Raw genomic sequence first — 23,932 nt, forward strand, 5'->3', positions numbered from 1 at the left:
TCCCACAAGTACCCCGCTGGACCCAAGATAGTGGAGTACCTGTGGGAGCCGGCTTGCCGGCGATTGGGTCACTCCAGATGTTCAGGCTTGATCGCGTCGCCCGATTTCACGTCCAGCTTTTCGCGAATGTCCGCGAACATGTAGTCGTAGAGTTTGTGCGGTGAGCTCAGGTTCTCGAACTTCTTCGGCGGGGCCAGGTAAGACTGAGCCTTGCGGGTCAACAGCATGAGGAAGCTGGGCAACACTTGGTCCTTGGCGAGGAAGAACTTTTCTTCCACCGGCTTGCCTTCGATGCTGCCATGCATGTGGAACTGAATGCCTCTGCCTTCCTTGGGGTCCGTCGCGGCCTCGTATTCGATGTTCAGGTCATAGCTGTGGTCATTGGTGTTCAGCGCGCTGCGCTCGATGTGTACATGACCAGGGTGGTACTGGGCCATGGCAAGCTCCTTTGGAAGGTCGAAAATGGCGGGCGCTAGGCGCCCACCCACTGCATTCAACGGTAGCTGATCCCAGGCTTGGCGGTGGAAACCCGGGTGCCGGCGGTGCCTTTGACGATGTCTTCGATGTTCTCCAGCGAGCTGATCACCGCCACTTTGCCGGTGTTGCGGGCAAAGTCACTGGCCGCCTGCACCTTCGGCCCCATGGAGCCAGCGGCGAAGCCCAGGCGTTCGAGTTCGTCGGGGTGGGCCTGGGCAATGGCTTTTTGCGTAGGCTTGCCCCAGTCAATGTAGGCCGCATCGACGTCGGTGGCGATTATCAGAAGGTCGGCTTCCAATTGCTCGGCCAGCAGTGCGGAGCACAGGTCCTTGTCGATGACCGCTTCGATACCTTTGAGCTTGCGGTTTTCGTCGTACATGGTGGGGATGCCACCGCCACCGGCGCAGATCACGATGCTGCTTTTTTCCAGCAGCCACTTGATCGGGCGGATCTCGAAGATGCGCTTGGGTTTGGGGCTGGCCACCACACGGCGGTACTTGTCGCCGTCGGCCTTGACCACCCAGCCTTTTTCCTTGGCCAGGCGCTCGGCTTCTTCCTTGCTGTAGACCGGGCCGATGAATTTGGTCGGGTCTTTGAAGGCCGGGTCGTTGGCGTCCACTTCGACTTGGGTGAGCAGGGTGGCGAACGGCACTTCGAACTCCAGCAGGTTGCCCAGCTCTTGTTCGATCATGTAGCCGATCATGCCTTCGGTTTCGGCACCGAGCACGTCCAGCGGATAGGCTTCGTCCGGCTTGTAGGACAGCGCCTGCAGCGACAGCAAGCCCACCTGTGGGCCGTTGCCGTGGGCGATGACCAGTTCGTTGCCGGGGTGAATCTTGGCGATCTGCTCGGTGGCGGTGCGGATATTGGCGCGCTGGTTGTCAGCGGTCATGGGCTCGCCGCGACGCAGCAGGGCGTTGCCGCCCAATGCAACAACGATACGCATGGGGAATGTCCTTTATCGGAAATGTTGACGGTCGACGCCGATCCTGTGGGAGCGGGCTTGCCCGCGAAGGCGTCAGCTCAGGCAACGCGTTGTTGCGGCTGGCCTATTCGCGGGCAAGCCCGCTCCCACAGAGATCAGGTGTGGCTTTTAAAGGTCAGCCAGGGTCGACACCAGGATCGCCTTGATGGTGTGCATGCGGTTTTCCGCCTGCTCGAAGGCGATGCAGGCCGGCGACTCGAACACGTCATCGGTCACTTCGATACCGTTGGCCAGGTCTGGGTACTGTTCGGCGATCTGCTTGCCCACCTTGGTGTCCGAGTTGTGGAAGGCCGGTAGGCAGTGCATGAACTTGGTCCGTGGGTTGCCGGTGGCCTTCATCAGCTCGGCATTCACCTGGTAAGGCTTGAGCTGCTTGATGCGCTCGCCCCAGGCTTCGATCGGCTCGCCCATCGATACCCAGACGTCGGTGTGCACGAAGTCCACGCCCTTGACCGCCGCTTTCGGGTCTTCGGTGAGGGTGATGCGTGCGCCGCTTTCTTCCGCGTATTTCTTGCAGCGTTCGACCAGGTCGTCGTGTGGCCACAGCGCCTTGGGCGCGGCGATGCGTACGTCCATGCCGAGCTTGGCGCCGATCAGCAGCAGCGAGTTGCCCATGTTGTTGCGGGCATCGCCTAGGTAGGCGTAGCTGATGTCGTGCAGCGGCTTGTCGCTGTGCTCACGCATGGTCAGCACGTCAGCGATCATTTGGGTGGGGTGGTATTCATCGGTGAGGCCGTTGAACACGGGCACGCCAGCGAACTTGGCCAGCTCCTCGACGATCTCTTGCTTGAAGCCGCGGTACTCGATGGCATCGTACATGCGCCCGAGCACGCGGGCGGTGTCCTTCATGCTTTCTTTGTGGCCGATTTGCGAGGAGTTGGGGTCGATGTAGGTGACGTTGGCGCCCTGGTCATAGGCGGCGACTTCGAAGGCGCAGCGGGTGCGGGTCGAGGTCTTCTCGAAGATCAGGGCGATGTTGTTGCCCTTCAGGTGCTGCTGCTCGGTACCGGTGTATTTGGCGCGCTTGAGGTCGCGGGACAGGTCCAGCAGGTAGCGCAGCTCGCGCGTGGTGTGATGTTCGAGGCTGAGCAGGTTGCGGTTGTGAATATTGAACGCCATGACAGTTTCTCCTTGAGTTTGGCAAACATCCCGGCCGCCGCTTCGTGGGCGCGGCCGGGCGTATGGTCGTTAGTAGTCGATTGGGTCGCGCACGATTGGGCAGGTCATGCAGTGGCCGCCGCCCCGGCCCCGGCCCAGTTCGCCGGCGCTGATGGTGATGACCTCGATACCGGCCTTGCGCAGCAGGGTGTTGGTGTAGGTGTTGCGGTCGTAGCCGATGACCACGCCCGGCTCGATGGCCACCACGTTGTTGCCGTCATCCCACTGTTCGCGCTCGGCGGCAAAGCTGTTGCCGCCGGTTTCGACCACGCGCAGCTTGTCTTTCTTACCCAGCAATTGCTCGGATACCACCTCGAGGAACGAGGCATCCTGCGGCGCGATGTTCATGCCATAGGGCTTGCTGGAGTCTGGGGTGATGATGAAGGGTTTGATTTCCTTCACCACCTCGGGGAATACCGTTACCAGGTCGCGGTCGCAGAAGCTGAACACGGTGTCCAGGTGCATCGCTGCGCGGGATTTGGGCAGGCCAGCGACGATGACTTTTTCGGCAGCGCCTTTCTCGAACAGATTCTGAGCCAGTTGGCCGATGGCATGGCGCGAGGTGCGCTCACCCATGCCGATCAGCACGATACCCTTGCCGACTGGCATCACGTCGCCGCCCTCAAGGGTGGCATTGCCGTGATCCTTGTCCGGGTCGCCATACCAGACCTGGAAGTCGGCACCGGTGAACTCCTTGTGGAACTTGTAAATGGCGGTGGTCAGCAGCGTTTCCTGGCGCCGCGCAGGCCAGTACATCGGGTTGAGCGTTACACCACCGTAGATCCAGCAGGTGGTGTCACGGGTGAATTGGGTGTTGGGCAGCGGCGGCAGAATGAAGCTGGAGTGACCCAGGTACTTGTTGTACATCTTGATCACTTCGGCGCCTTCGCTTACTGGAAGGTCCTGGCCGGCCACGCCGCCAATCAGGAACTCCGCCAGGTGGCGTGGTTCCAGCCCTTCGAGCCAGCTACGCACCTCGTTGGTCAGGCCGACACCCACGGTGTCAGAGGTAATCTTGCGGTCCAGGATCCACTTGAGGGCTTCCGGTTGCTGCACGATGTCGGTCAGCAGGTTGTGCATTTCCAGCACATCGACGCCGCGCTCGCGCATCTTGGTGACGAAGTCGAAATGGTCGCGCTTGGCCTGGTCGACCCAGATCACATCGTCGAACAGCAGTTCATCGCAGTTGGTCGGGGTCAGGCGCTTGTGGGCCAGCCCAGGGGAGCAGACCATCACTTTGCGCAGTTTGCCGGCTTCGGAGTGGACACCGTACTTCTGTTTTTCAGCGGACATTGTTCATTCCTCCATGTGTGCGAAGACGTGGGTCAAAGGGTCAGGAAGCCGTCGTACAGGCCATAGGCAGCCACCAGGGCGCCGACGACCACGGCCGCGAAGATCAGTTTTTCCACGTTGGTAAAGATGGGTTGGCCAACCTCGCGCTTGGCCTTGGCGAACAGGATGGCCCCAGGGGCGTACAGCAGGGCCGAGAGCAGCAGGAACTTCACGCCGCCGGCGTACAGCAGCCAGATGGCGTACAGCAAGGCGACGGCGCCGATGAACAGGTCCTTCTTGCGTTCGGCCAGGGCTTGCTCGTAGGTTTCGCTGCGCAGTGCCAGCAGGAAGGCATACGCCGCCGACCACAGGTAAGGCACCAGGATCATCGAGGTGGCGAGGTAGATCAGCGACAGGTAGGTACTGCTGGAGAACAGCGTGATGACCAGGAAGATCTGCACCATGGCGTTGGTCAGCCACAGGGCGTTGGCCGGTACCTGGTTGGCGTTTTCGCGGCGCAGGAACTCCGGCATGGTGTGGTCTTTGGCGGCCGCGAACATGATCTCGGCGCACAGCAGCACCCACGACAGCAGTGCCCCCAGCAGCGAGATGATCAGGCCGACGCTGATCAGCACCGCCCCCCAATGGCCGACCACATGTTCAAGCACGGCGGCCATCGATGGGTTCTGCAGCTTGGCCAGTTCCGGTTGAGTCATGATGCCCAGCGAAAGTACGTTGACCAGCACCAAGAACAACAGCACGGTGACAAAGCCGATGACGGTGGCCTTGCCCACGTCACTGCGTTTTTCCGCCCGTGACGAGAAGATGCTCGCGCCCTCGATGCCGATGAACACCCAGACGGTGACCAGCATCATGTTGCGCACCTGGTTCATCACGCTGCCCAGCTCTGGTGTGCCCAGGCCCCAGATATCGGCGGTGAACACATCCAGTTTGAAGGCGAACAGGCAGATGAGGGCGAACAGCACCAGCGGCACGATCTTGGCGACCGTGGTGACCAGGTTGATGAACGCTGCTTCCTTGATCCCGCGCAGCACCAGGAAGTGCACGGCCCACAGCAGGATCGAGGCGCCAATGATCGCGGCGGGGGTATTGCCCTCACCGAAGATCGGGAAGAAGTAACCGAGGGTGCTGAACAGCAGCACGAAGTAACCGACGTTGCCGAGCCAGGCGCTTATCCAGTAACCCCAGGCCGACGAGAAGCCCATGTAGTCACCGAAACCGGCTTTGGCGTAGGCGTACACACCGCCGTCCAGGTCAGGTTTACGGTTGGCCAGGGTCTGGAACACGAACGCCAGGGTCAGCATGCCGACCGCGGTGATGGCCCAGCCGATCAGCACTGCACCAACCCCCGCGCTGGCCGCCATGTTTTGCGGCAATGAGAAGATCCCGCCGCCAATCATTGAGCCCACTACCAGTGCAACTAACGCACCGAGTTTTAGTTTTCCGGATGAATCAGACATTTAACAACTCCTGCCAGGAGAAAGTTGACGACAGAGTAAATCCGACGCCTGCACCATGGGCTGACTTGGGTCAGTTCACGGGCACGTAAAGTAGGAAAAATCCTTCACGTGGCTCCTGGAGAGTGCCGACAGCTTTGCTGCAGGCCTTGCACGCTGGCACCTCCATGTCCTTCTAGAGCAAACGCTCTGTTCGGCCTGCGATGCTTGAAGCTAGCTGTTTTTGAGGCTTTCGCAAATTTTTCACAAGAATTTCGAGTGTTAACAGTTTCTTCCCTAGTTGCTGGGCAGCTGCTAGTTTTTACTGAGGCATCGCATAGACAAAGCAGTTATGACTGCTATAGCTTTTATGGCCTTATTCAATATAAATCATGCCTTTTATATGGCCGCCACGGCTGTTTCAAACGCATGACAGCGGGTGAAAAAAGGGAGGCACATGAGCGAACCGGGACAGAAGCTGCGCTTGGGCGCGTTGATCGCACTGGTGGTTGGCTCGATGATCGGCGGCGGGATCTTCTCGCTGCCACAGAACATGGCGGCGCGTGCCGATGTGGGGGCGGTGCTGATCGGTTGGGCCATCACCGCGGTTGGCATGCTGGCCCTGGCGTTCGTGTTCCAGACGCTGGCCAACCGCAAGCCCGAACTGGACTCGGGTGTGTATGCGTACGCCAAGGCCGGCTTTGGCGACTACATGGGCTTTTCGTCGGCCTGGGGTTACTGGATCAGTGCTTGGCTCGGCAACGTCGGCTATTTCGTGCTGCTGTTCAGTACGCTGGGGTTTTATTTTCCGGTCTTTGGCGAGGGCAACACGCCCATCGCCATCGGCTGCGCTTCGCTGCTGCTGTGGGCGGTGCACTTTCTGGTGTTGCGCGGGATCAAGGAGGCGGCGTTCATCAACCAGGTGACCACCGTGGCCAAGGTGGTGCCGTTGCTGATCTTCATCGTCATCGCGGCCTTCGCATTCCGGGCCGATATCTTTACCCGTGATATCTGGGGCTTGAGCAACCCGCAGTTCGGCAATGTGCTGGACCAGGTGCGCAACATGATGCTGGTGACCGTGTTCGTGTTCATCGGTATCGAAGGCGCCAGCGTGTATTCCGGGCGTGCGCAGCGCCGCTCGGATGTGGGCAAGGCCACGGTGATCGGTTTTCTGGGGGTGCTGGCGCTGTTGGTGCTGGTCAACGTGCTGTCGCTGGGCGTGATGACCCAACCAGAGCTGGCGGGTTTGCAGAACCCGTCGTTGGCCTCGGTGCTGGAGCACATCGTCGGCCCGTGGGGTGCGTTGCTGATCAGTATCGGCTTGGCCATTTCGCTGCTCGGCGCACTGCTTTCCTGGGCGTTGCTGTGTGCGGAGATCCTGTTTGCCACCGCGCGTGACAAGACCATGCCGCGCTTTCTGGCCAAGGAAAACGCCAACCATGTACCGGCCAACGCCCTGTGGCTGACCAACTGCATGATCCAGGGGTTTCTACTGATTACGCTGTTTTCGGCCGGGACCTACACCAGCCTGATCTACCTGGCGTCTTCGATGATCCTGGTGCCTTACCTGTGGTCAGCGGCGTATGCGGTGTTGTTGGCGGTACGTGCAGACACCTACGCCGGGCAAGCGGCGTTGCGGCGCAAAGACCTGCTGGTGGCGTTGGTTGCTCTGCTGTATGCGGTGTGGCTGCTGTATGCCGGTGGGCTCAAGTACCTGCTGCTGTCGGCACTGTTGTATGCCCCCGGGGTGATTCTGTTCGCCAGGGCCAAGCACGAGCAGGGGCAGACCCTGTTCACGACGTGGGAGAAGCTCATTTTTGCCGCGGTGCTGGCGGGCGCTGCGCTGGCGGCGTATGCCCTGTATTCAGGGTTGCTGAGCTTGTGAGCCGGCAGGGCAGGCCTGTTCTGGGCGTGACCAGATCCACAGGTTGCCCAGGGTCATGCCGCCAATTGCCAGAAACACGGGCCAGTGATGGTCGAGGAAGGTCAGCATCAGCCCCGCGCACAGCAGCATGCTGAGGGTTGCACTGACCTTGGCCCGACGCTGAATCACCTTGCCATTGCGCCAGTTGAACAGAATCGGCCCGAACAACCGGTGGTTCTCCAGCCAGGCAGAAAGACGCGGTGAACTGCGGGTGGCGGCCCAGGCGGCCAGCAAGATGAACTCAGTGGTCGGCAGGCCAGGAATGACGATCGCGACCAGGCCTATCCCCAAACTGACGTAAGCCAGGATTCCATACAGCAGGCGGGCGATTTTCGAGCGGGCAGGTTGGGTCATGGTCTCACTGCAAAAAACGGTTCGGCCACCGGTGGGGTGGCCGGGCATAGCGTGTCAGACCAACGCGGCATCCGCGGCATAGGCGTGTTTGAGCAGCTCGGTGAAGCGCTCGAAGGCTGCGACTGCGCCGCGTTCGGCGGCGGCCTCTTCGTCGGCCGACAGCGCCAGGCCATCGAGAATACGGGTGAACTGTTTCCAGCCTTCGGCACGGCCGCCGGCCGGTTCGCCCAGGTGGCGAGCGCCAAAGCTGTCGGACAGCTCCAGGGCCACGGCCCGCTTGATCAGAAACGCAGCGCCCAGTTTGGAGCCTTCGGAGACGAAGATCCAGCCCATGGCTTCGCCCAGGCTCGGATTTTGTACCGCGCCGGGCACTGGGCCAGGCACTTCGGTGTCGAGGTCGGCGAGGTCCAGGCGAGCCTGCTCGGCGCGGCAGCGCTCGGCCAGATCGGGGACGATGGCGATCAGTTGCGGGTCGGTGTACAAGGCCTTGAGTTCGGACTGGAACAGGTACTGGGCGACCACGAAGCGGGCGAAGCTTTCACGGCTGTCGAAGGGCGCGTGGGACTTGACCAGGGCATCCAGCTCGGCGTGCGGGGCGTGGGTGATCTGGTTGAGGCGCTGGGAGCGCAGGGCTGGGCGTTCGGTCATGGGGGCAGTCCTTGGAAAAAGGGGGCGTCTAGAGACAAGACGAAATAGCGGGGGCGGGACAGTAAAAAAACTGGGGTTTTCTGGTGTGGGCATTGAGTGGTGTAGCGCCTGGGAAATCGAGCGCCGCGCGGGCGGCGCTCGGTCTCATAGGCGCTATAGCACCCAAGGCCTACCTCAGATATCCCACACCACATTGATTCCAAAGTTACGCCCCGGCATGGTCAGGCGGTCCATGTTGGCCGGTTGGGTCACAGCCGCTTCACCCTGGCCGTCGTAGCTGCGCACCGAATCCCACTGCCAGTACTTCTTGTCGGCAAGGTTGTACAGGCCGGCGTTGATGGTGACGTCGTCGGTCACCTTGTAGAAGCCGGTCAGGTCCAGCACACCATAGCCCGGGGTGCGGAACTTGCTGCTCGAACCGTCGGGCGCGTAGAAGTGGGTGTCGTCCACGCGGGTCTTGCGCTTGACCAGCGTCCAGCTCAACAGGCCGCCGTAGTTCTGCTGTTCGTAACCCAGGCCGAACACGCCCTTGAGCGGGTTGACGGTGTTCAATGGCTGGCCGGTGTCATCGTTGCGGCCGTAGGTGTAGGCAATCGAGCCCTGGGTGTACAGGCCTTGCGGCGCACCGAAGTGATCCAGGTTCAGGCGGCCCTTGACCTCGGCGCCCTTGATGGTGGCGTGCTTGATGTTGTTGGCCTGGAAGGTTTGCTCCAGGTTGGCGCTTTGCACGGCGTCTTCGTCGATGAAGTCGCGGTACTTGTTGTAGTACACCGCCACATCGAAGTTACCGGCATCGAAGTTGCCGCGCAGGCCGGTTTCGTAGCTTTTGCTCTTCTCAGGCTCAAGCCCCGGGTTGCCCTCTACGCGGTAGCCTTGTTCTAGGTTCTGGAAGCGGCCGTACATGGACTTGGCGGTCGGGGTGCGGAAGCCTTCGGCGTACTGGCCGTACCAGGTGTAGTTGTCGTTGAAGGCGTAGGTCAGGCCGAATTTGGGCGAGACGCGGTGCCACTTCTTGTCCGAGTTGTCCTGGGAGGTAGGCGCCGTGCCGGTAGACTCCAGGCCACGCAGGAAGGCGTCGGTGAACGTGGGCTCCATGTGCGTGTAGTCGTAGCGGGCGCCGGGCAGGAAGGTCCAGTTGTTCCAGCGGATTTCGTCCTGGACGAACAGGCTGTAGGTGTTCACGGTCGGGTCCGGGAAGTCGCTGACCAGGACCTGGCCGTCTGCCGGGCGGTCTGCACCGGCGGCGGAGCAACCTGAGCCAACCGCCAGGCAGGTGCCCGTGCCACTGCGCGATCCGGTGACCTTCTCGTGCTTGAGGGTGGTGCCATAGGTCAGCAAATGGTCGGTCGCACCGATGCTGAAGGCCTTGTCCAGCTGGGCATCGAACACCCACTGGCGGTCTTTGTAGGTGGTGTCGCGGGTGCGCAGAACCTGACGGCCAGGTGGTGCGTAGACTTCCTCGGTGTGCTGGTCGGTCTTGGCGATCTGGTAGTTCAGGCTCCACTTCATGTGGTCGGCTACCAGCGAGTCCAGGCCAAATTCATGATTGATGCCGAAGCGCTCGCGAGTGATGGTGTCGTTACCACTGCGTGCCTTGTAGTAACCCATGCCGCCGAAACCTGGAATGAACGGCCCACCCACCGCACTGAGAATATTCTGGTCGCGGTCATCCTTGTAACGCTCGTAGGTGAACCCCAGACGTGCGTCGTCGGCGTAGTTCCAGCCCAGTTTGGCCAGCACGTTGGTGGTGCGCGCGTCCTGCGGGTTGGCTTCGGTGCGGGCCAGGCCGTCACCGCTGTGGCCACCGTACGATTCGGTCTCGTGGCCGTTGCGCTGGCTCAGGTGCAGCAAGCCATCGACGTCGCCCTGGCGGCCGGCAACGGTGGCGGAGGTCAGCCAGCTTTCGTCGGCCGAGCTGTAACCGGTCTTCAAGCGGGCGCCGACGTCCTTGCCGGGTTTGATGATGTCGTCTGGGTCGAGGGTGAAGTAGCTCACCGCACCGCCGATGGCGTTGCTACCGTACAGCACCGACGCCGGGCCGCGCAGGATCTCCACGCGCTTGACGATTTCGGGGTCGACATAGTTGCGCTGGGTCTGGGCGTAAGGGCCGTAGAAGAAGCTGTCGGGGATCGACACGCCGTCGACCTGGGTGAGGATCCGCTCACCGTCGATGCCGCGGATGTTGTAACCGTTCAGGCCGCTGCGTTGGCCGGTACCCGCCACCGAAACCCCCGGCTCGTAACGCACCAGGTCCTGAATGTTGTTGACGTTTTGCCGATCCAGTTGCTCGCGGGTCTGCACGCTGACGGTGCTCGGCACCTGGCTGACGTCCTGGGCGCTGCGCGTGGCGCTGACAGTCACCTGCTGCAGGGCGATGACATTGCCCGTGGTCTGGCGTTCGAGCACCACATTGCCGTTACTGATCTTGCGATAGCCTAGGCCCGTGCCCTTGAGCAGGCGCTTGAGCGCAGCTTCTGGTGGCAGCGCGCCTTGCACCCCTGGCGAGGCCACGTTATCGGCCAACTCGGCACTGAAACCGACTTGCCAGCCGGTCACCTGGCTGAAGGCATTGATGGCCGAGACCAGCGGCTGCTGGCCGATGCTGAAGCGATAGTCGCCCATGCGCGGGCTGCTGGCCTGGGCAGGTTCGGCGGCCAGGGCTGGCAGGCTGCAGGCGCCGCAGGCGAGCAGGGCCAGGCTCAGCAGGGACAATTGCCCTGTACGGCGGGAAAGTGTGGACGGGCGAGTTGGACCTGTGGACATCGAAAGCGCTCCCTGACGCGCGAACCGTTATAGGTGATGACCGTTCTTGTTTTCAAACAAGAATCAGTTGCATTGGCTATAACGAGACGGGCGGGGCAGCGCGATCGCGTAAAAATAATTTATCGCGCAGGCAAGGGATGCAGCGGTCACTCAGTTGAGGATGACCACCGCGGGGTATTCATGCAGCCGGGCAGAGGTGATGTGGGCTAAGGCACGCAGGGTTTCCAACGGTTGGTCGAGGCGATAGTTGCCGGTCACCGCAACGTCTTCGAGGCCGGCGTTACGGTTGATGATCCAGCCGGGGTAGTAGCGCCTGACCTCGGCCAGCACCTGGCTCAACGGGCAGTTCTCGAATACCAGGCGGCCATCGACCCAGGCCAGGTCCTTTTGCATGTCTGCGCGCTGTCGCTGGCCAAAGCCCTGAGGGCCGACGCTGATGCTGTCGCCGGCACTGAGGCGGATGCGCTGGTCACTTGAGGCCTGCAGGTCAACGTCACCGCGCTGTACCCGCACCTGGGCTTCGCCGTCCAGGTAACGCACGGCAAAGTCGGTATCACGCACCTGGGCGCGCAAAGGGCCGGCCTGGACTTCGAGCGGCACTTGCCCGCCCTCAGGGACCTGGAAGTAGGCCTCGCCCTGGAGCAGACGGGCCACCTGACGCCCTTCGCGCAGGTCGCTGGCAAACGCCGAATTGGTGTTGAGCAGCACTTTTGCGCCGTCGTCCAGCTGCAGGCGCTGGCGCTCACCGACGACGGTCAGGTGGTCGGCCTGCAGGCGCATGGGCAGGTTGCCGAGGGTGAACAGGCCGACCAGTAGCACCGCAGCGGTGGCCAAGGGCTTCCAGTGGCTGCGCAGGCGCCCGCGCAACGACCGACGCTGGCCCTGATGCAGTTGCACGGCAGCCTGGTGCAGCGGCATGCCATTCCACAGCGCTTCTGCTTCAACGTAGGCTTCGGCGTTTTCCGGTGCGGCGCTGAGCCAGGCTTCGAAGGCCTGGGTGTCCTGTGCATCGGCGCATTGCAGGCGTACCAGCCAGTCCAGCGCCTCGTCCCTGGCACGGGCACGGGCATTGAGCCCGGCGGGTGTCGGGCGAGGGGCGGGGTGGTCGGTCACGGTGAATCCTTGAAAGGGTTATTCACGAATGATCAAGGCTAAGGCGGGGTGTGGCAAGCGCTTTGCGTTGCCTGGCGGGCCGGTGGTCGTTTCACTTGAGGCGGTCGGCGACGCCCATGCAGATCGCCATGATCAGTTTCAGTTCCTTCTGAACCGTGCTGGCCGAGACGTTCAATTGCTCGGCGATTTCCAGGTAGGTGGCGCCATGCAGGCGGCTGAGGATGAAGATGCGCTGCTGGCGATCGCTGAGTTGGTTGAGGCTGACGCTGAGGTGCTCGAGCAACTGCTCGGCGTGGGCGGCGTCTTCGCTGCTGCTGGCAGGGGCGGCAATGCTGTGCAGCACCTCGTCGGGCACGTCATCGACCAACATGCGTGCTTGCACCCGGCGTGCGCGCAGGTGGTCGAGGGCCAGGTTGCGCGCAGTCTGGAACACGAAGGGTTCGATATGCTCGATGGGCCGCTCACTCAAGGCACGGGACACCCGCAGATAGGTTTCCTGCAGCAGGTCCTCGGCCGTGCTGGGGTTGCCCACCATGCGTTGCAGGGTGCGCAGCAGGGTCAGGCGTTGGACGAGGAAGACGGAGTTGAACCGGGACTGACTCACGGGGGGACCTGGCCGACGAAAGGTTAATGATAATGCTTATCATCTGTACCAAAGGTCAAGTCTGGAAGTGTTTAGAAATGGTAAAGATTGTGATTAACCCAACCTAGCGCCTCCCGCTGTAGGAGCAGCCTTGTGCTGCGAAGAGGCCGGTAGACGCCCCGAAAATGCTGGGCTGTACCGGCCTCTTCGCAGCACAAGGCTGCTCCTACAGGGAAACGTATGCCGCTGGCTTACTGGGCGCTGCACAACGCCAGGCAGTTATCCAGCATCCGGTTAGAGAAGCCCCATTCATTGTCATACCAGGCCAGCACCTTGAGCATCCGCCCATTGGCCCGGGTATGGTTGGCATCGAAGATCGACGATAACGGGTTGTGGTTGAAATCGCAGGAAACCAAAGGCAACGCGTTGTAGCCCAATACTCTGGAATGCCGGCTGGCCTCCAGGAACAGTTGGTTGACTTCGTCGGCGCTGGCTTCGCGCTTGAGGTTGACGGTGAGGTCCACCAGCGACACGTTGATCACCGGTACTCGTACCGCCATGCCGGTCAGCTTGCCGGCCAGCTCCGGCAGCACCAGGCCTACGGCTTCGGCGGCGCCGGTCTTGCTGGGGATCATCGACTGGGTGGCCGAGCGCGCCCGGTAGGGGTCGCTGTGGTAGACGTCGGTCAGTACCTGGTCGTTGGTGTAGGCATGGATGGTGGTCATCAGGCCCTGCTCGATGCCGAACTCGCGATGCAGCACCTGGGCGATGGGCGCCAGGCAGTTGGTGGTGCAGGAGGCATTGGAAATGATCTGGTGCGAAGCGCGCAGCACGTCGTGGTTGACCCCGTACACCACGGTGGCATCGGCACCTTTGGCTGGCGCCGAGACGATCACTTTGCCAGCCCCGGCGGCGAGGTGCGCGGCGGCCTTGGCGCGTTCGGTAAACAGCCCGGTGCATTCGAACACCACGTCGATCGCTTCGGCCTTCCAGGGCAGTTCGGCCGGGTTGCGGATGGCACTGACTGCGATGCGGTCACCATTGACCGTCAGGCTTTCATGATCGGCTTCGACGCTGGCGTCGAAGGTGCCGTGCACGCTGTCGTACTTGAGCAGATGGGCGTTCATGGCGCTGTCGCCCAGGTCGTTGATGGCGACGACCTGCAGGTCCTGGCGGTAGCCTTGGGTATACAGTGCGCGGAGGACATTACGCCCAATGCGGCCGAATCCATTGATGGCGATGCGAAGGGTCATGGCATTACCTCTGGCGGTTCGAGTGAGGCCTGTGGCACAAAGGGGCTTCACTGAAACGGTTTTGTTGTTGGAATTACAAGATTATTCACTATCAGATAGAAAACAAGCCTTTTTAGTGGCAGTATTTTGTTTAAATATACAACGAGTGGTCGGGCAGGCCACCCCAGCGAGACCTCCAGGCCCTTTCCTAGAGCCTAGGTCGCAATCGTTTGGAGGGGAAATGCCCGGTAAGCCGCCCCTACAGTTAGCCTGGAGTCCAGTACATGCACCCGCGCATCCTTGAGGTCACCCAACGGCTGGTCGAACGCAGCCGTGCCACCCGTGAACGCTACCTGCAGCTGATTCGCGGCGCGGCCAGTGACGGACCCATGCGTGCCAGCTTGCAGTGCGCCAACTTCGCCCACGGCGTCGCCGGTTGTGGCGCGCAGGACAAGCAGAGCCTGCGCCTGATGAACGCGGCCAACGTCGCCATCGTCTCCGCCTACAACGACATGCTCTCGGCCCACCAGCCGTACCAGCACTTCCCCGAACAAATCAAACAGGCCCTGCGCGACGTCGGCTCGGTTGGCCAGTTCGCCGGCGGAGTGCCGGCCATGTGCGATGGCGTGACCCAGGGCGAGCCGGGCATGGAGCTGGCCATCGCCAGCCGTGAAGTGATCGCCATGTCCACCGCTGTTGCCCTGTCGCACAACATGTTCGACGCCGCGCTGATGCTCGGCATCTGCGACAAGATCGTCCCCGGCCTGATGATGGGTGCGCTGCGCTTTGGGCACTTGCCGACCATTTTCGTGCCAGGTGGCCCGATGCTGTCGGGCATCTCCAACAAGCAGAAGGCCGACGTGCGCCAGCGATACGCCGAAGGCAAGGCCAGCCGCGAAGAACTGCTGGAATCGGAGATGAACTCCTACCACAGCCCAGGCACCTGCACCTTCTACGGCACCGCCAACACCAACCAGCTGGTGATGGAAGTGATGGGGCTGCACCTGCCGGGCGCCTCGTTCGTCAACCCTTACACGCCATTGCGTGACGCGCTCACCGCCGAGGCGGCGCAGCAGGTCACGCGCATGACCAAGGCCAGTGGCAGCTTCATGCCGCTGGGCGAGATCGTCGACGAGAAGGCGCTGGTCAACTCGATCGTTGCCTTGCACGCCACCGGCGGCTCCACCAACCACACCTTGCACATGCCGGCGATCGCCCAGGCGGCAGGCATCCAGTTGACCTGGCAAGACATGGCCGACCTGTCCGAAGTGGTGCCGACGCTGTCTCACGTCTACCCCAACGGCAAGGCCGACATCAACCACTTCCAGGCCGCCGGCGGTATGGCTTTCCTGATTCGCGAGCTGCTCGATGCCGGCTTGCTGCACGAAGACGTCAACACCGTGGCAGGCCATGGCTTGCGCCGTTATACCCAAGAGCCGTTCCTCGACAACGGCAAGCTGGTCTGGCGCGAAGGGCCGACGCAGAGCCTGGACGAAAGCATTCTGCGCCCAGCGGCGCGGCCGTTCTCGGCCGAAGGGGGCCTGCGGGTGATGGAAGGCAACCTGGGGCGTGGTGTGATGAAAGTCTCCGCCGTTGCCCCCGAACACCAGGTGGTGGAGGCCCCGGCGCGGATCTTCCACGACCAGCAGTCGCTGGCCGATGCCTTCAAGGCTGGTGAGCTGGAGCGCGACTTCGTCGCCGTGGTGCGCTTCCAGGGGCCGCGTTGCAACGGCATGCCCGAGCTGCACAAGCTGACGCCGTTCCTGGGCGTGCTGCAGGACCGCGGCTACAAAGTGGCGTTGGTGACCGATGGGCGCATGTCGGGCGCGTCGGGCAAGATCCCGGCCGCCATCCACGTGTGCCCCGAAGCCTACGATGGCGGCCCGCTGGCGCGCGTGCGCGAGGGTGATATCGTGCGGGTCGATGGCGTCGCCGGCACGCTGCAGGTGAAGGTATCGGCCGAAGAACTGGCCAGCCGTGACCTGCCACCCGCCCCCCAAGGCAATGACCTGGGTTGCGGGCGCGAGCTGTTCGGCTTCATGCGCATGGCGTTCAGCCCGGCCGAGCAGGGCGCCAGCGCCTTTACCTCGGCTTTGGAGAACCTCAAATGAAGGACTTGCTGGTTGGCGACATCGGTGGCACCAATGCCCGTTTTGCGTTGTGGCGTGACAACCAGCTGTACCAGGTGAAGGTATTCGCCACCGCGGACTACACAAGCCCTGAGCAGGCCATCGAGGCCTACCTGAAGGATCAGGGCATTGCCCGGGGTGGCCTGTCGGCGGTGTGCCTGGCGGTGGCCGGGCCGGTCGATGGCGATGAGTTTCGCTTCACCAACAACCATTGGCGCCTGAGCCGCCGTGCGTTCTGCAACACGCTGCAGGTTGAGCGGCTGATGCTGATCAACGACTTCTCGGCCATGGCGCTGGGCATGACCCGCCTGCAAGCGGGCGAGTTTCACGAGGTGTGCCCTGGCCATGCCGACCCGCTGCGGCCTGCGCTGGTAATCGGGCCCGGTACCGGGCTGGGTGTCGGCAGCCTGCTGCGCCTTGGCGAGCAGCACTGGCAGGCGCTACCCGGTGAAGGTGGGCATGTCGACCTGCCGGTGGGCAATGCCCGCGAGGCCGCGATCCACCAACAGATTCACAGCCAGATTGGCCATGTCAGTGCTGAGACCGTGCTCAGTGGCGCAGGCCTGGTGCGCTTGTATCAAGCCCTGTGCGCACTGGATGGCGACACGCCGCGCCACAAGACCCCGGCGCAGATTACCGATGCCGCCCTGGGCGGTGAGCCGCGGGCGTTGGCGGTGGTCGAGCAGTTCTGCCGCTTTCTGGGCCGCGTGGCGGGTAACAATGTGCTGACCTTGGGCGCGCGCGGTGGGGTTTATATTGTCGGGGGGGTGATCCCTCGGTTTGCCGAGCTGTTCCTGCGCAGTGGGTTTGCCACGAGCTTTGCCGACAAGGGCTGCATGAGTGGGTATTTTGCCGGGGTGCCGGTGTGGTTGGTGACGGCGGAGTTTTCGGGGCTGCTGGGGGCCGGGGTGGCTTTACAGCAGGCGCTGGATCACTGATGGGGCCGCTTTGCGGCCCTTCGCAGCACAAGGCTGCTCCTACAGGATGGCGCTGGATCACTGATGGCGTGGTTCCTGTAGGAGCAGCCTTGTGCTGCGAAGGGCTGCAAAGCAGCCCCAATGGCAATACCCGACAGCAGGCAAAAAGACCTGCACACAACAAGAGGACGGACCATCTTGAGCACTGCCGGAAAATCGATCCTGATGGTCGACGACGACCAGGAAATCCGCGAACTGCTGCAAACCTACCTGAGCCGTTCCGGCTTCCAGGTACACGCCGAGGCCGACGGGCGGGGCTTTCGTCAGGCCCTGGAAAACACGCCCTGCGACCTGGTCATTCTCGATGTGATGCTGCCCGATGAAGATGGCTTCAGCCTGTGCCGCTGGGTGCGTCAACACCCGCGTCAAGCGCGGGTGCCGATCATCATGCTCACCGCCAGCTCTGACGAAGCCGACCGGGTCATCGGCCTGGAGCTGGGCGCCGACGACTACCTCGGCAAACCGTTCAGCCCGCGTGAACTGCAGGCGCGGATCAAGGCCTTGCTGCGCCGTGCCGAGTTCGGCCAGGCGGCGCCGAGCAGTGCCGTGCTGGCCTTTGATGACTGGCGCCTGGACACGGTCAGCCACCGCCTGTTTCACCGCGATGGCGAAGAGGTGATCCTGTCGGGTGCCGATTTCGCCCTGCTGAAACTGTTTCTCGATCACCCCCAGCAAATCCTCGACCGCGACACCATTGGCAATGCCACCCGAGGGCGTGAACCGATGCCGCTTGACCGTATCGTCGACATGGCGGTCAGCCGCCTGCGCCAGCGTCTGCGCGACACCGAAAAACCACCACGGCTGATCCGCACCGTGCGTGGCAGTGGCTACCTGCTGGCTGCCCATGTCTGCTGCGCTTCCTGAGCGGCGCTGGCGCCTGCTGCCTCGCTCGCTGCTGGGGCGCATGCTGTTGCTGACCTTGCTGGTGGTGCTGCTGGCCCAAGGCTTGTCCAGTGTCATCTGGGTCGCTCAACTGCGTGCCAGCCAGTTACAAGGCCTGCGCGCCAGTGCCAGCAGCCTGGCCCATTCGATGAGTGCCAGCGTCAGCTACTTCCGGTCGCTGCCCGTGGCCTACCGGCCGATGGTGCTCGACCAGCTGCGCAGCATGGGTGGCACGCGCTTTTTCGTGTCGCTCAACGACAAGCCGCTGGACATGCCGGTGCTGCCCGTCACCCCACGCAAGCAGGCGGTGATCGAGGTGTTCCAGCAGGTGCTGCACGAACGCTTGGGGCCGCAGATGGAAGTCAGCGTGGCGTTCGTCGCCCCTGATGACCTGCGCATTTTCAACAGTGGCCTGAAACTCGATGAACTGCCACGTTCCTGGGCGCATTATTCGCTGACCCTAGAGCCGCTCAACCCACCCGTACTGGTGACACAGATCCGCCTGGGCGAGGGTGAGTGGCTGTACATCGCCTCGCTGCTGCCCGAGCCCTACACCGGCCTTGAGGCCGAGCGCCTGCCCCGCCAGCAGATCGGTTTCATTGTGCTCACCACCGCCTTGCTGTTGCTGTTCATCGGCCTGTTGGTGCACTGGCAAAGCTGGCCACTCAAGCGCCTGGCGCGCGCTGCGCGGGAGTTGTCGCTGGGCGCCGATGTGGCCCCCGTGGCCGAAGGCGGGGGCAGCGAGGTGGTTGAAGTCGGCCGGGCCTTCAACAGCATGCGCGAGCGTATCAGCCGCTACCTGACCGAACGCAGCCAGCTGTTCAGCGCTATTTCCCATGACCTGCGTACGCCCATCACGCGCTTGCGCCTGCGCGTCGAACTGCTGGAAGACGAGCGCCTGCAGGCCAAGTTCAGCCAAGACCTGGATGAGCTGGAGCTGTTGGTCAAAGGCGCGTTGCAGTGTGTGAAAGACACCGATATCCACGAGAACATCGAGCCGGTCGACCTTAACCAGGTGCTGGACATCCTGGCCGAGCCTTACCTTGGCGATGGCCGCATCACGGTGGAGGGCCAAGCGCTGGCGCCCTACCCGGGCAAGCCGCTGGCGTTGCGCCGCTGCATCGGCAACCTGATCGACAACGCCATCAAGTACGGCGAGCGCGCGCGGTTGCGGGTTATCGACAGCGCCGAGGGCTTTGTCCTGCAGGTCGATGACCACGGGCCGGGGGTGCCGCAGCAGCAGATGGAGCAGGTGTTCGAGCCGCACTTCAGGCTGGCCGGGCAGCAGCAGGGGTACGGGTTGGGCTTAGGGATTGCGCGCAACATCGCCCATAGCCATGGCGGTGAAGTGAGCTTGCTCAACCTGCGCGAGGGTGGTTTGCGGGTCACGTTGTATCTGCCGCGAGGGCTGGAGTGAGCGTGTGTGCGGGTATCCCCGCGAATGTCACCAAACGATGACATTCGCGCATCGCTTCGTTACCTGGCGCGTCGGCTACGCCGCTTAGACTGCATGCAACGCAAGCGACCGACTTGCACGGCATAACAACAAGAAAGGTGCTTCGATGAATTCCACGCTCCGTCTCGCTGCCGCGATTTCCCTCGCTTCTCTGTTCCCGCTCAGCGCCCTCGCTGCCGATGCCAAAGGCAATGTCGAGGTCGTGCACTGGTGGACCTCCGGTGGTGAAAAGGCCGCTGTCGATGTGCTCAAGGCGCAAGTCGAGAAAGATGGTTTTACCTGGAAGGACGGTGCAGTTGCCGGCGGTGGCGGTGCCACGGCCATGACCGTGCTGAAAAGCCGCGCGGTGGCCGGCAACCCGCCAGGTGTCGCGCAGATCAAAGGCCCCGATATCCAGGATTGGGCCGCGACCGGCCTGCTCGACAGCGACGTGCTGAAGGACGTAGCGAAGGACGAAAAATGGGACAGCCTGCTCGACCAGAAAGTCGCTAACGTCGTCAAGTACGACGGTGACTACGTCGCCGTGCCGGTCAACATCCACCGCACCAACTGGCTGTGGATCAACCCTGAGGTCTTCAAAAAGGCCGGCATCGAAAAAGCGCCCGCGACCCTCGACGAATTCTACGCCGCCGCCGACAAGCTCAAGGCGGCCGGCTTCATCCCGCTCGCCCACGGTGGCCAGCCGTGGCAGGACAGCACTGTCTTCGAAAGCGTGGCGCTCTCGGTGATGGGCGTGGAAGGCTACAAGAAGGCCATGGTCGACTTGGACAGCGCCACACTGACCGGCCCGGACATGATCAAGGCGTTGACCGAGCTGAAGAAGATCGCCACCTACATGGACCCTGACGGCAAAGGCCAGGACTGGAACCTAGAGGCGAACAAGGTCATCAACGGCAAGGCCGGCATGCAGATCATGGGTGACTGGGCCAAGAGCGAGTGGACCTTGGCCAACAAGGTCGCGGGCAAAGACTACCAGTGCGTGCCGTTCCCCGGCACGAGCAATGGCTTCCTGTACAACATCGACTCGCTGGTGGTGTTCAAGCAGAAGGACCCCGGCACGGCGGCCGGCCAGCAGGACATCGCCAGGAAGGTGCTGGGCACGGACTTCCAGAAGGTGTTCAGCACCAACAAAGGCTCGATCCCGGTGCGTAACGACATGCTCGCCGACATGGGCGCGTACGGCTTCGACGCCTGCGCCCAGACCTCGGCCAAGGACTTCCTGGCTGACGCCAAGACCGGCGGCCTGCAGCCGAGCATGGCGCACAACATGGCCACCACGCTGGCCGTGCAGGGCGCCTTCTTCGATGTGGTGACCAACTACATCAACGACCCCAAGGCCGATCCGGCCGACGCGGCGAAGAAGTTGGCAGCGGCGATCAAGGCCGCCCAATAGCCAATTCCAAATCAGGCGCATTGCTCTTGTAGGAGCGGCCTTGCGTCGCGAAGGGCTGCGTAGCAGCCCCAGGCCCTCAAGAAAAAGACAACCCGACAGAGCGTGCAGGCTACCCGTGGGGCTGCTGCGCAGCCCTTTCGCGACGCAAGGCCGCTCCTACACAAGTGAGCAACGCCTTTAAGGTGATCTATGACCACAACCACCGCCCAATTGCGGGCCTCACCCCTGGACGCTCTCCAGCGCTGGCTACCCAAACTGGTACTGGCACCGAGCATGTTCATCGTCCTGGTCGGCTTCTACGGCTACATCCTGTGGACCTTCGTGCTGTCGTTCACCACCTCGACGTTCTTGCCCACCTACAAGTGGGCGGGTTTGGCGCAGTACGCGCGGCTGTTCGACAACGACCGCTGGTGGGTGGCGAGCAAGAACCTGCTGCTGTTCGGCGGCCTGTTCATCGCCATCAGTCTCGCCATTGGCGTGTTGCTGGCGGTGCTGCTGGACCAGCGCATCCGCCGCGAAGGCTTCATCCGCACTATCTACCTGTACCCCATGGCCCTGTCGATGATCGTCACCGGCACCGCCTGGAAGTGGCTGCTCAACCCCGGCATGGGCTTGGACAAATTGCTGCGCGACTGGGGCTGGGAAGGTTTTCGCCTGGACTGGCTGATCGACCCTGACCGAGTGGTGTACTGCCTGGTGATCGCCGCGGTGTGGCAGGCCTCTGGCTTCATCATGGCGATGTTCCTGGCGGGCCTGCGTGGCGTCGATCAGTCGATCATCCGCGCCGCCCAGATGGACGGCGCCAGCCTGCCGCGCATCTACTGGACCGTGGTGCTGCCAAGCCTGCGTCCGGTGTTTTTCAGTGCGCTGATGATCCTCTCGCACATCGCCATCAAGAGCTTCGACCTGGTGGCGGCAATGACCGCCGGTGGCCCGGGGTACTCCTCTGACCTGCCAGCGATGTTCATGTATTCGTTCACCTTCAGCCGCGGCCAGATGGGCATGGGCTCGGCCAGCGCCATCCTCATGCTCGGGGCGATCCTGGCGATCCTCGTGCCTTACCTGTACTCGGAGCTGCGGAGCAAACGCCATGCATAGCCCTGCTGACAAACCGGCGCTGAGCCTCGGCCGCCTGGCCATCCACGCGGTACTGCTGCTTGCGGTGGTGCTGTACCTGGTACCGCTGGTGGTGATGCTGCTGACCAGCTTCAAAACCCCGGAAGACATCAGCACCGGCAACCTGCTGAGCTGGCCGACGGTGGTCAGCGGCATTGGCTGGGTCAAGGCCTGGGGTACCGTCAGTGGTTACTTCTGGAACTCGATCTTGATCACCGTACCGGCGGTGCTGATCTCCACGGCCATTGGCGCGCTGAATGGCTATGTGTTGTCGATGTGGCGCTTCCGCGGTTCGCAGCTGTTCTTCGGTTTGCTGTTGTTCGGCTGCTTCCTGCCGTTCCAGACCGTGCTGCTGCCAGCCTCGTTCACCCTCGGCAAGCTCGGCCTGGCCAGCACCACCGGTGGCCTGGTGCTGGTGCACGTGGTCTACGGCCTGGCCTTCACCACGCTGTTCTTTCGCAACTTCTACGTGAGCATCCCCGATGCGCTGGTCAAGGCCGCGCGCCTGGACGGTGCCGGGTTTTTCACCATTTTCCGCCGCATCATCCTGCCGATGTCGACACCGATCATCATGGTCTGCCTGATCTGGCAGTTCACCCAGATCTGGAACGACTTCCTGTTCGGCGTGGTGTTCTCCAGCGGCGACTCGCAACCGATCACCGTGGCCCTCAACAACCTGGTCAACACCAGCACCGGGGCCAAGGAATACAACGTCGACATGGCGGCGGCGATGATCGCCGGCCTGCCAACCCTGCTGGTCTATGTGGTGGCAGGCAAGTATTTCGTCCGCGGCCTCACGGCCGGCGCCGTCAAGGGGTAAGTCATGGCAACGCTTGAACTTCGCAATGTGAACAAGACCTACGGCAGCGGCCTGCCGGACACCCTCAAGGACATCCAGCTGTCGATCAAGGACGGCGAGTTCCTGATCTTGGTCGGCCCTTCGGGCTGTGGCAAGTCGACCTTGATGAACTGCATCGCCGGCCTCGAGCACATCAGCGGCGGCGCGATCCTGATCGATGACCAGGACGTCAGCGGCATGAGCCCCAAGGACCGGGACATCGCCATGGTGTTCCAGTCCTACGCGCTGTACCCGACCATGAGCGTGCGCGAGAACATCGAGTTTGGCCTGAAGATTCGCAAGATGCCCCAGGCTGCCATCGACGAAGAGGTGGCGCGGGTGGCCAAGCTGCTGCAGATCGAGCACCTGCTGGCGCGCAAGCCGGCGCAGTTGTCCGGTGGCCAGCAGCAGCGTGTGGCCATGGGCCGGGCGCTGGCGCGGCGGCCGAAGATCTACCTGTTTGACGAACCGCTTTCCAACCTCGACGCCAAGCTGCGGGTCGAGATGCGCACCGAAATGAAACTGATGCACCAGCGCCTGAAGACCACCACGGTGTATGTCACCCACGACCAGATCGAAGCCATGACCCTGGGCGACAAAGTGGCGGTAATGAAGGACGGCATCATCCAGCAGTTCGGCACCCCGCAGCAGATCTACAACGACCCGGCCAACCAGTTCGTCGCCAGCTTCATCGGCTCGCCGCCGATGAACTTCATCCCAGCTCGCCTGGCCCGGCAAGAGGGGCGCCTGCTGGCGCTGCTCGACAGCGGCCAAGCGCGCTGCGAGCTGCCCTTGGGCCTGGCCAGTGATGAATTGGACGGGCGCGAGATCATCCTCGGCATCCGCCCCGAGCAGATCGCCCTTGGCACGGGGGAGGGCAACGGCCTGCCCGGCATTCGCGCCGACGTGCAGGTGACCGAGCCCACCGGGCCTGACCTGCTGGTGTTCGTCACCCTCAACCAGACCAAGGTCTGCTGCCGCCTGGCCCCGGATGTGGCGTGCCGGGTTGGCGACAGCCTCAACCTGCAATTCGACCCGGCGCGGGTGCTGCTGTTCGACGCCGCCAGCGGTGAGCGCCTGGACGTGAGCACCGCCAACGCTTCAGTGAAGGACAACGTGACTCACTTCAAGAGCCGTTGAATCGTCTACACCATCAATAAGAAAAAAGAGGACGC

At 62.6% G+C, this 23,932-nt stretch carries 20 protein-coding genes; 9 read left to right on the top strand and 11 right to left on the bottom strand.

All coding sequences use genetic code 11. From position 1 onward, the window contains the following. Positions 1–68: 68 nt before the first annotated feature. The 5 genes from HU764_RS03085 to arcD (HU764_RS03105) all read right to left on the bottom strand — a co-directional run bounded on the left by HU764_RS03085 (position 69) and on the right by arcD (HU764_RS03105) (position 5,373). Positions 69–437, bottom strand: coding sequence for a DUF5064 family protein (locus HU764_RS03085; RefSeq protein ID WP_186675687.1), 369 nt, complete (start codon positions 435–437; stop codon positions 69–71). Positions 438–493: 56 nt separating this feature from the next. Beyond that, positions 494–1,423 carry a carbamate kinase gene (arcC, locus tag HU764_RS03090; RefSeq protein WP_186675690.1) on the bottom strand — a complete coding sequence of 310 codons (930 nt, stop codon included), beginning with the start codon at positions 1,421–1,423 and terminating at the stop codon, positions 494–496. A 147-nt stretch (positions 1,424–1,570) separates the two neighbouring features. Continuing rightward, positions 1,571–2,581, bottom strand: coding sequence for an ornithine carbamoyltransferase (locus HU764_RS03095; protein ID WP_099453034.1), 1,011 nt, complete (start codon positions 2,579–2,581; stop codon positions 1,571–1,573). Between the two features lie 69 nt (positions 2,582–2,650). Next, a complete protein-coding gene (gene arcA / locus HU764_RS03100) occupies positions 2,651–3,913 on the bottom strand; it encodes an arginine deiminase (RefSeq protein ID WP_186703519.1) in 1,263 nt (420 codons plus the stop codon). Positions 3,914–3,945: 32 nt separating this feature from the next. Further along, positions 3,946–5,373, bottom strand: a complete 1,428-nt coding sequence (gene arcD / locus HU764_RS03105) for an arginine-ornithine antiporter (protein WP_186703520.1) — start codon at positions 5,371–5,373, stop codon at positions 3,946–3,948. Positions 5,374–5,806: 433 nt separating this feature from the next. On the opposite strand from arcD (HU764_RS03105), the gene arcD (HU764_RS03110) reads away from it, so the two are divergent. Further along, positions 5,807–7,234, top strand: a complete 1,428-nt coding sequence (arcD, locus tag HU764_RS03110; protein ID WP_186675695.1) for an arginine-ornithine antiporter — start codon at positions 5,807–5,809, stop codon at positions 7,232–7,234. Here arcD (HU764_RS03110) and HU764_RS03115 read toward each other — a convergent pair. The 6 genes from HU764_RS03115 to gap all read right to left on the bottom strand — a co-directional run bounded on the left by HU764_RS03115 (position 7,214) and on the right by gap (position 13,987). Further along, on the bottom strand, positions 7,214–7,627 hold the full coding sequence (locus tag HU764_RS03115; RefSeq protein ID WP_186703521.1) for a YbaN family protein: 414 nt from the start codon (positions 7,625–7,627) through the stop codon (positions 7,214–7,216). The genes arcD (HU764_RS03110) and HU764_RS03115 overlap by 21 nt on opposite strands. Before the next feature lie 54 nt (positions 7,628–7,681). Continuing rightward, the gene (locus tag HU764_RS03120; protein WP_027595655.1) at positions 7,682–8,275 is read right to left on the bottom strand and encodes a biliverdin-producing heme oxygenase; all 594 of its coding nucleotides are present in this window, start codon (positions 8,273–8,275) and stop codon (positions 7,682–7,684) included. 174 nt (positions 8,276–8,449) lie between these two features. Then, on the bottom strand, positions 8,450–11,038 hold the full coding sequence (locus HU764_RS03125; RefSeq protein WP_186703522.1) for a TonB-dependent receptor: 2,589 nt from the start codon (positions 11,036–11,038) through the stop codon (positions 8,450–8,452). 150 nt (positions 11,039–11,188) lie between these two features. Next, on the bottom strand, positions 11,189–12,151 hold the full coding sequence (locus HU764_RS03130) for a FecR domain-containing protein (protein WP_186675698.1): 963 nt from the start codon (positions 12,149–12,151) through the stop codon (positions 11,189–11,191). 91 nt (positions 12,152–12,242) lie between these two features. Then, entirely contained in the window at positions 12,243–12,755 is a 513-nt protein-coding gene (locus HU764_RS03135) for a sigma-70 family RNA polymerase sigma factor (RefSeq protein ID WP_186703523.1), read from the bottom strand. 230 nt (positions 12,756–12,985) lie between these two features. Next, the gene (gene gap / locus HU764_RS03140; protein ID WP_027595659.1) at positions 12,986–13,987 is read right to left on the bottom strand and encodes a type I glyceraldehyde-3-phosphate dehydrogenase; all 1,002 of its coding nucleotides are present in this window, start codon (positions 13,985–13,987) and stop codon (positions 12,986–12,988) included. A 263-nt stretch (positions 13,988–14,250) separates the two neighbouring features. Here gap and edd point away from each other — a divergent pair, with 263 nt between their 5' ends. From edd to HU764_RS03180, 8 genes are all read left to right on the top strand, one after another. Continuing rightward, a complete protein-coding gene (gene edd, locus HU764_RS03145) occupies positions 14,251–16,077 on the top strand; it encodes a phosphogluconate dehydratase (protein WP_085272682.1) in 1,827 nt (608 codons plus the stop codon). Next, on the top strand, positions 16,074–17,033 hold the full coding sequence (locus HU764_RS03150) for a glucokinase (RefSeq protein WP_099453041.1): 960 nt from the start codon (positions 16,074–16,076) through the stop codon (positions 17,031–17,033). Before edd ends, HU764_RS03150 begins: the two co-directional genes overlap by 4 nt. A 177-nt stretch (positions 17,034–17,210) precedes the next feature. Beyond that, positions 17,211–17,936, top strand: coding sequence for a two-component system response regulator GltR (gene gltR / locus HU764_RS03155; protein WP_186675702.1), 726 nt, complete (start codon positions 17,211–17,213; stop codon positions 17,934–17,936). Then, positions 17,917–19,371: an ATP-binding protein gene (locus HU764_RS03160; protein WP_027595663.1), complete on the top strand. Its 1,455-nt coding sequence runs from the start codon at positions 17,917–17,919 to the stop codon at positions 19,369–19,371. The genes gltR and HU764_RS03160 overlap by 20 nt, the downstream gene beginning before the upstream one ends. 145 nt (positions 19,372–19,516) lie before the next feature. Then, complete coding sequence (locus HU764_RS03165; protein WP_186703524.1) at positions 19,517–20,803, top strand: ABC transporter substrate-binding protein; 1,287 nt, start codon at positions 19,517–19,519, stop codon at positions 20,801–20,803. Between the two features lie 189 nt (positions 20,804–20,992). Then, positions 20,993–21,901: a carbohydrate ABC transporter permease gene (locus tag HU764_RS03170; protein WP_027595665.1), complete on the top strand. Its 909-nt coding sequence runs from the start codon at positions 20,993–20,995 to the stop codon at positions 21,899–21,901. Then, a complete protein-coding gene (locus HU764_RS03175) occupies positions 21,894–22,739 on the top strand; it encodes a carbohydrate ABC transporter permease (protein ID WP_099428424.1) in 846 nt (281 codons plus the stop codon). Before HU764_RS03170 ends, HU764_RS03175 begins: the two co-directional genes overlap by 8 nt. Positions 22,740–22,742: 3 nt before the next feature. Continuing rightward, a complete protein-coding gene (locus HU764_RS03180; protein ID WP_186675708.1) occupies positions 22,743–23,897 on the top strand; it encodes an ABC transporter ATP-binding protein in 1,155 nt (384 codons plus the stop codon). Positions 23,898–23,932 lie beyond the last annotated feature (35 nt).

It is taken from the genome of Pseudomonas kermanshahensis, from assembly GCF_014269205.2.
Classification (GTDB): Bacteria; Pseudomonadota; Gammaproteobacteria; order Pseudomonadales; family Pseudomonadaceae; genus Aquipseudomonas; species Aquipseudomonas kermanshahensis.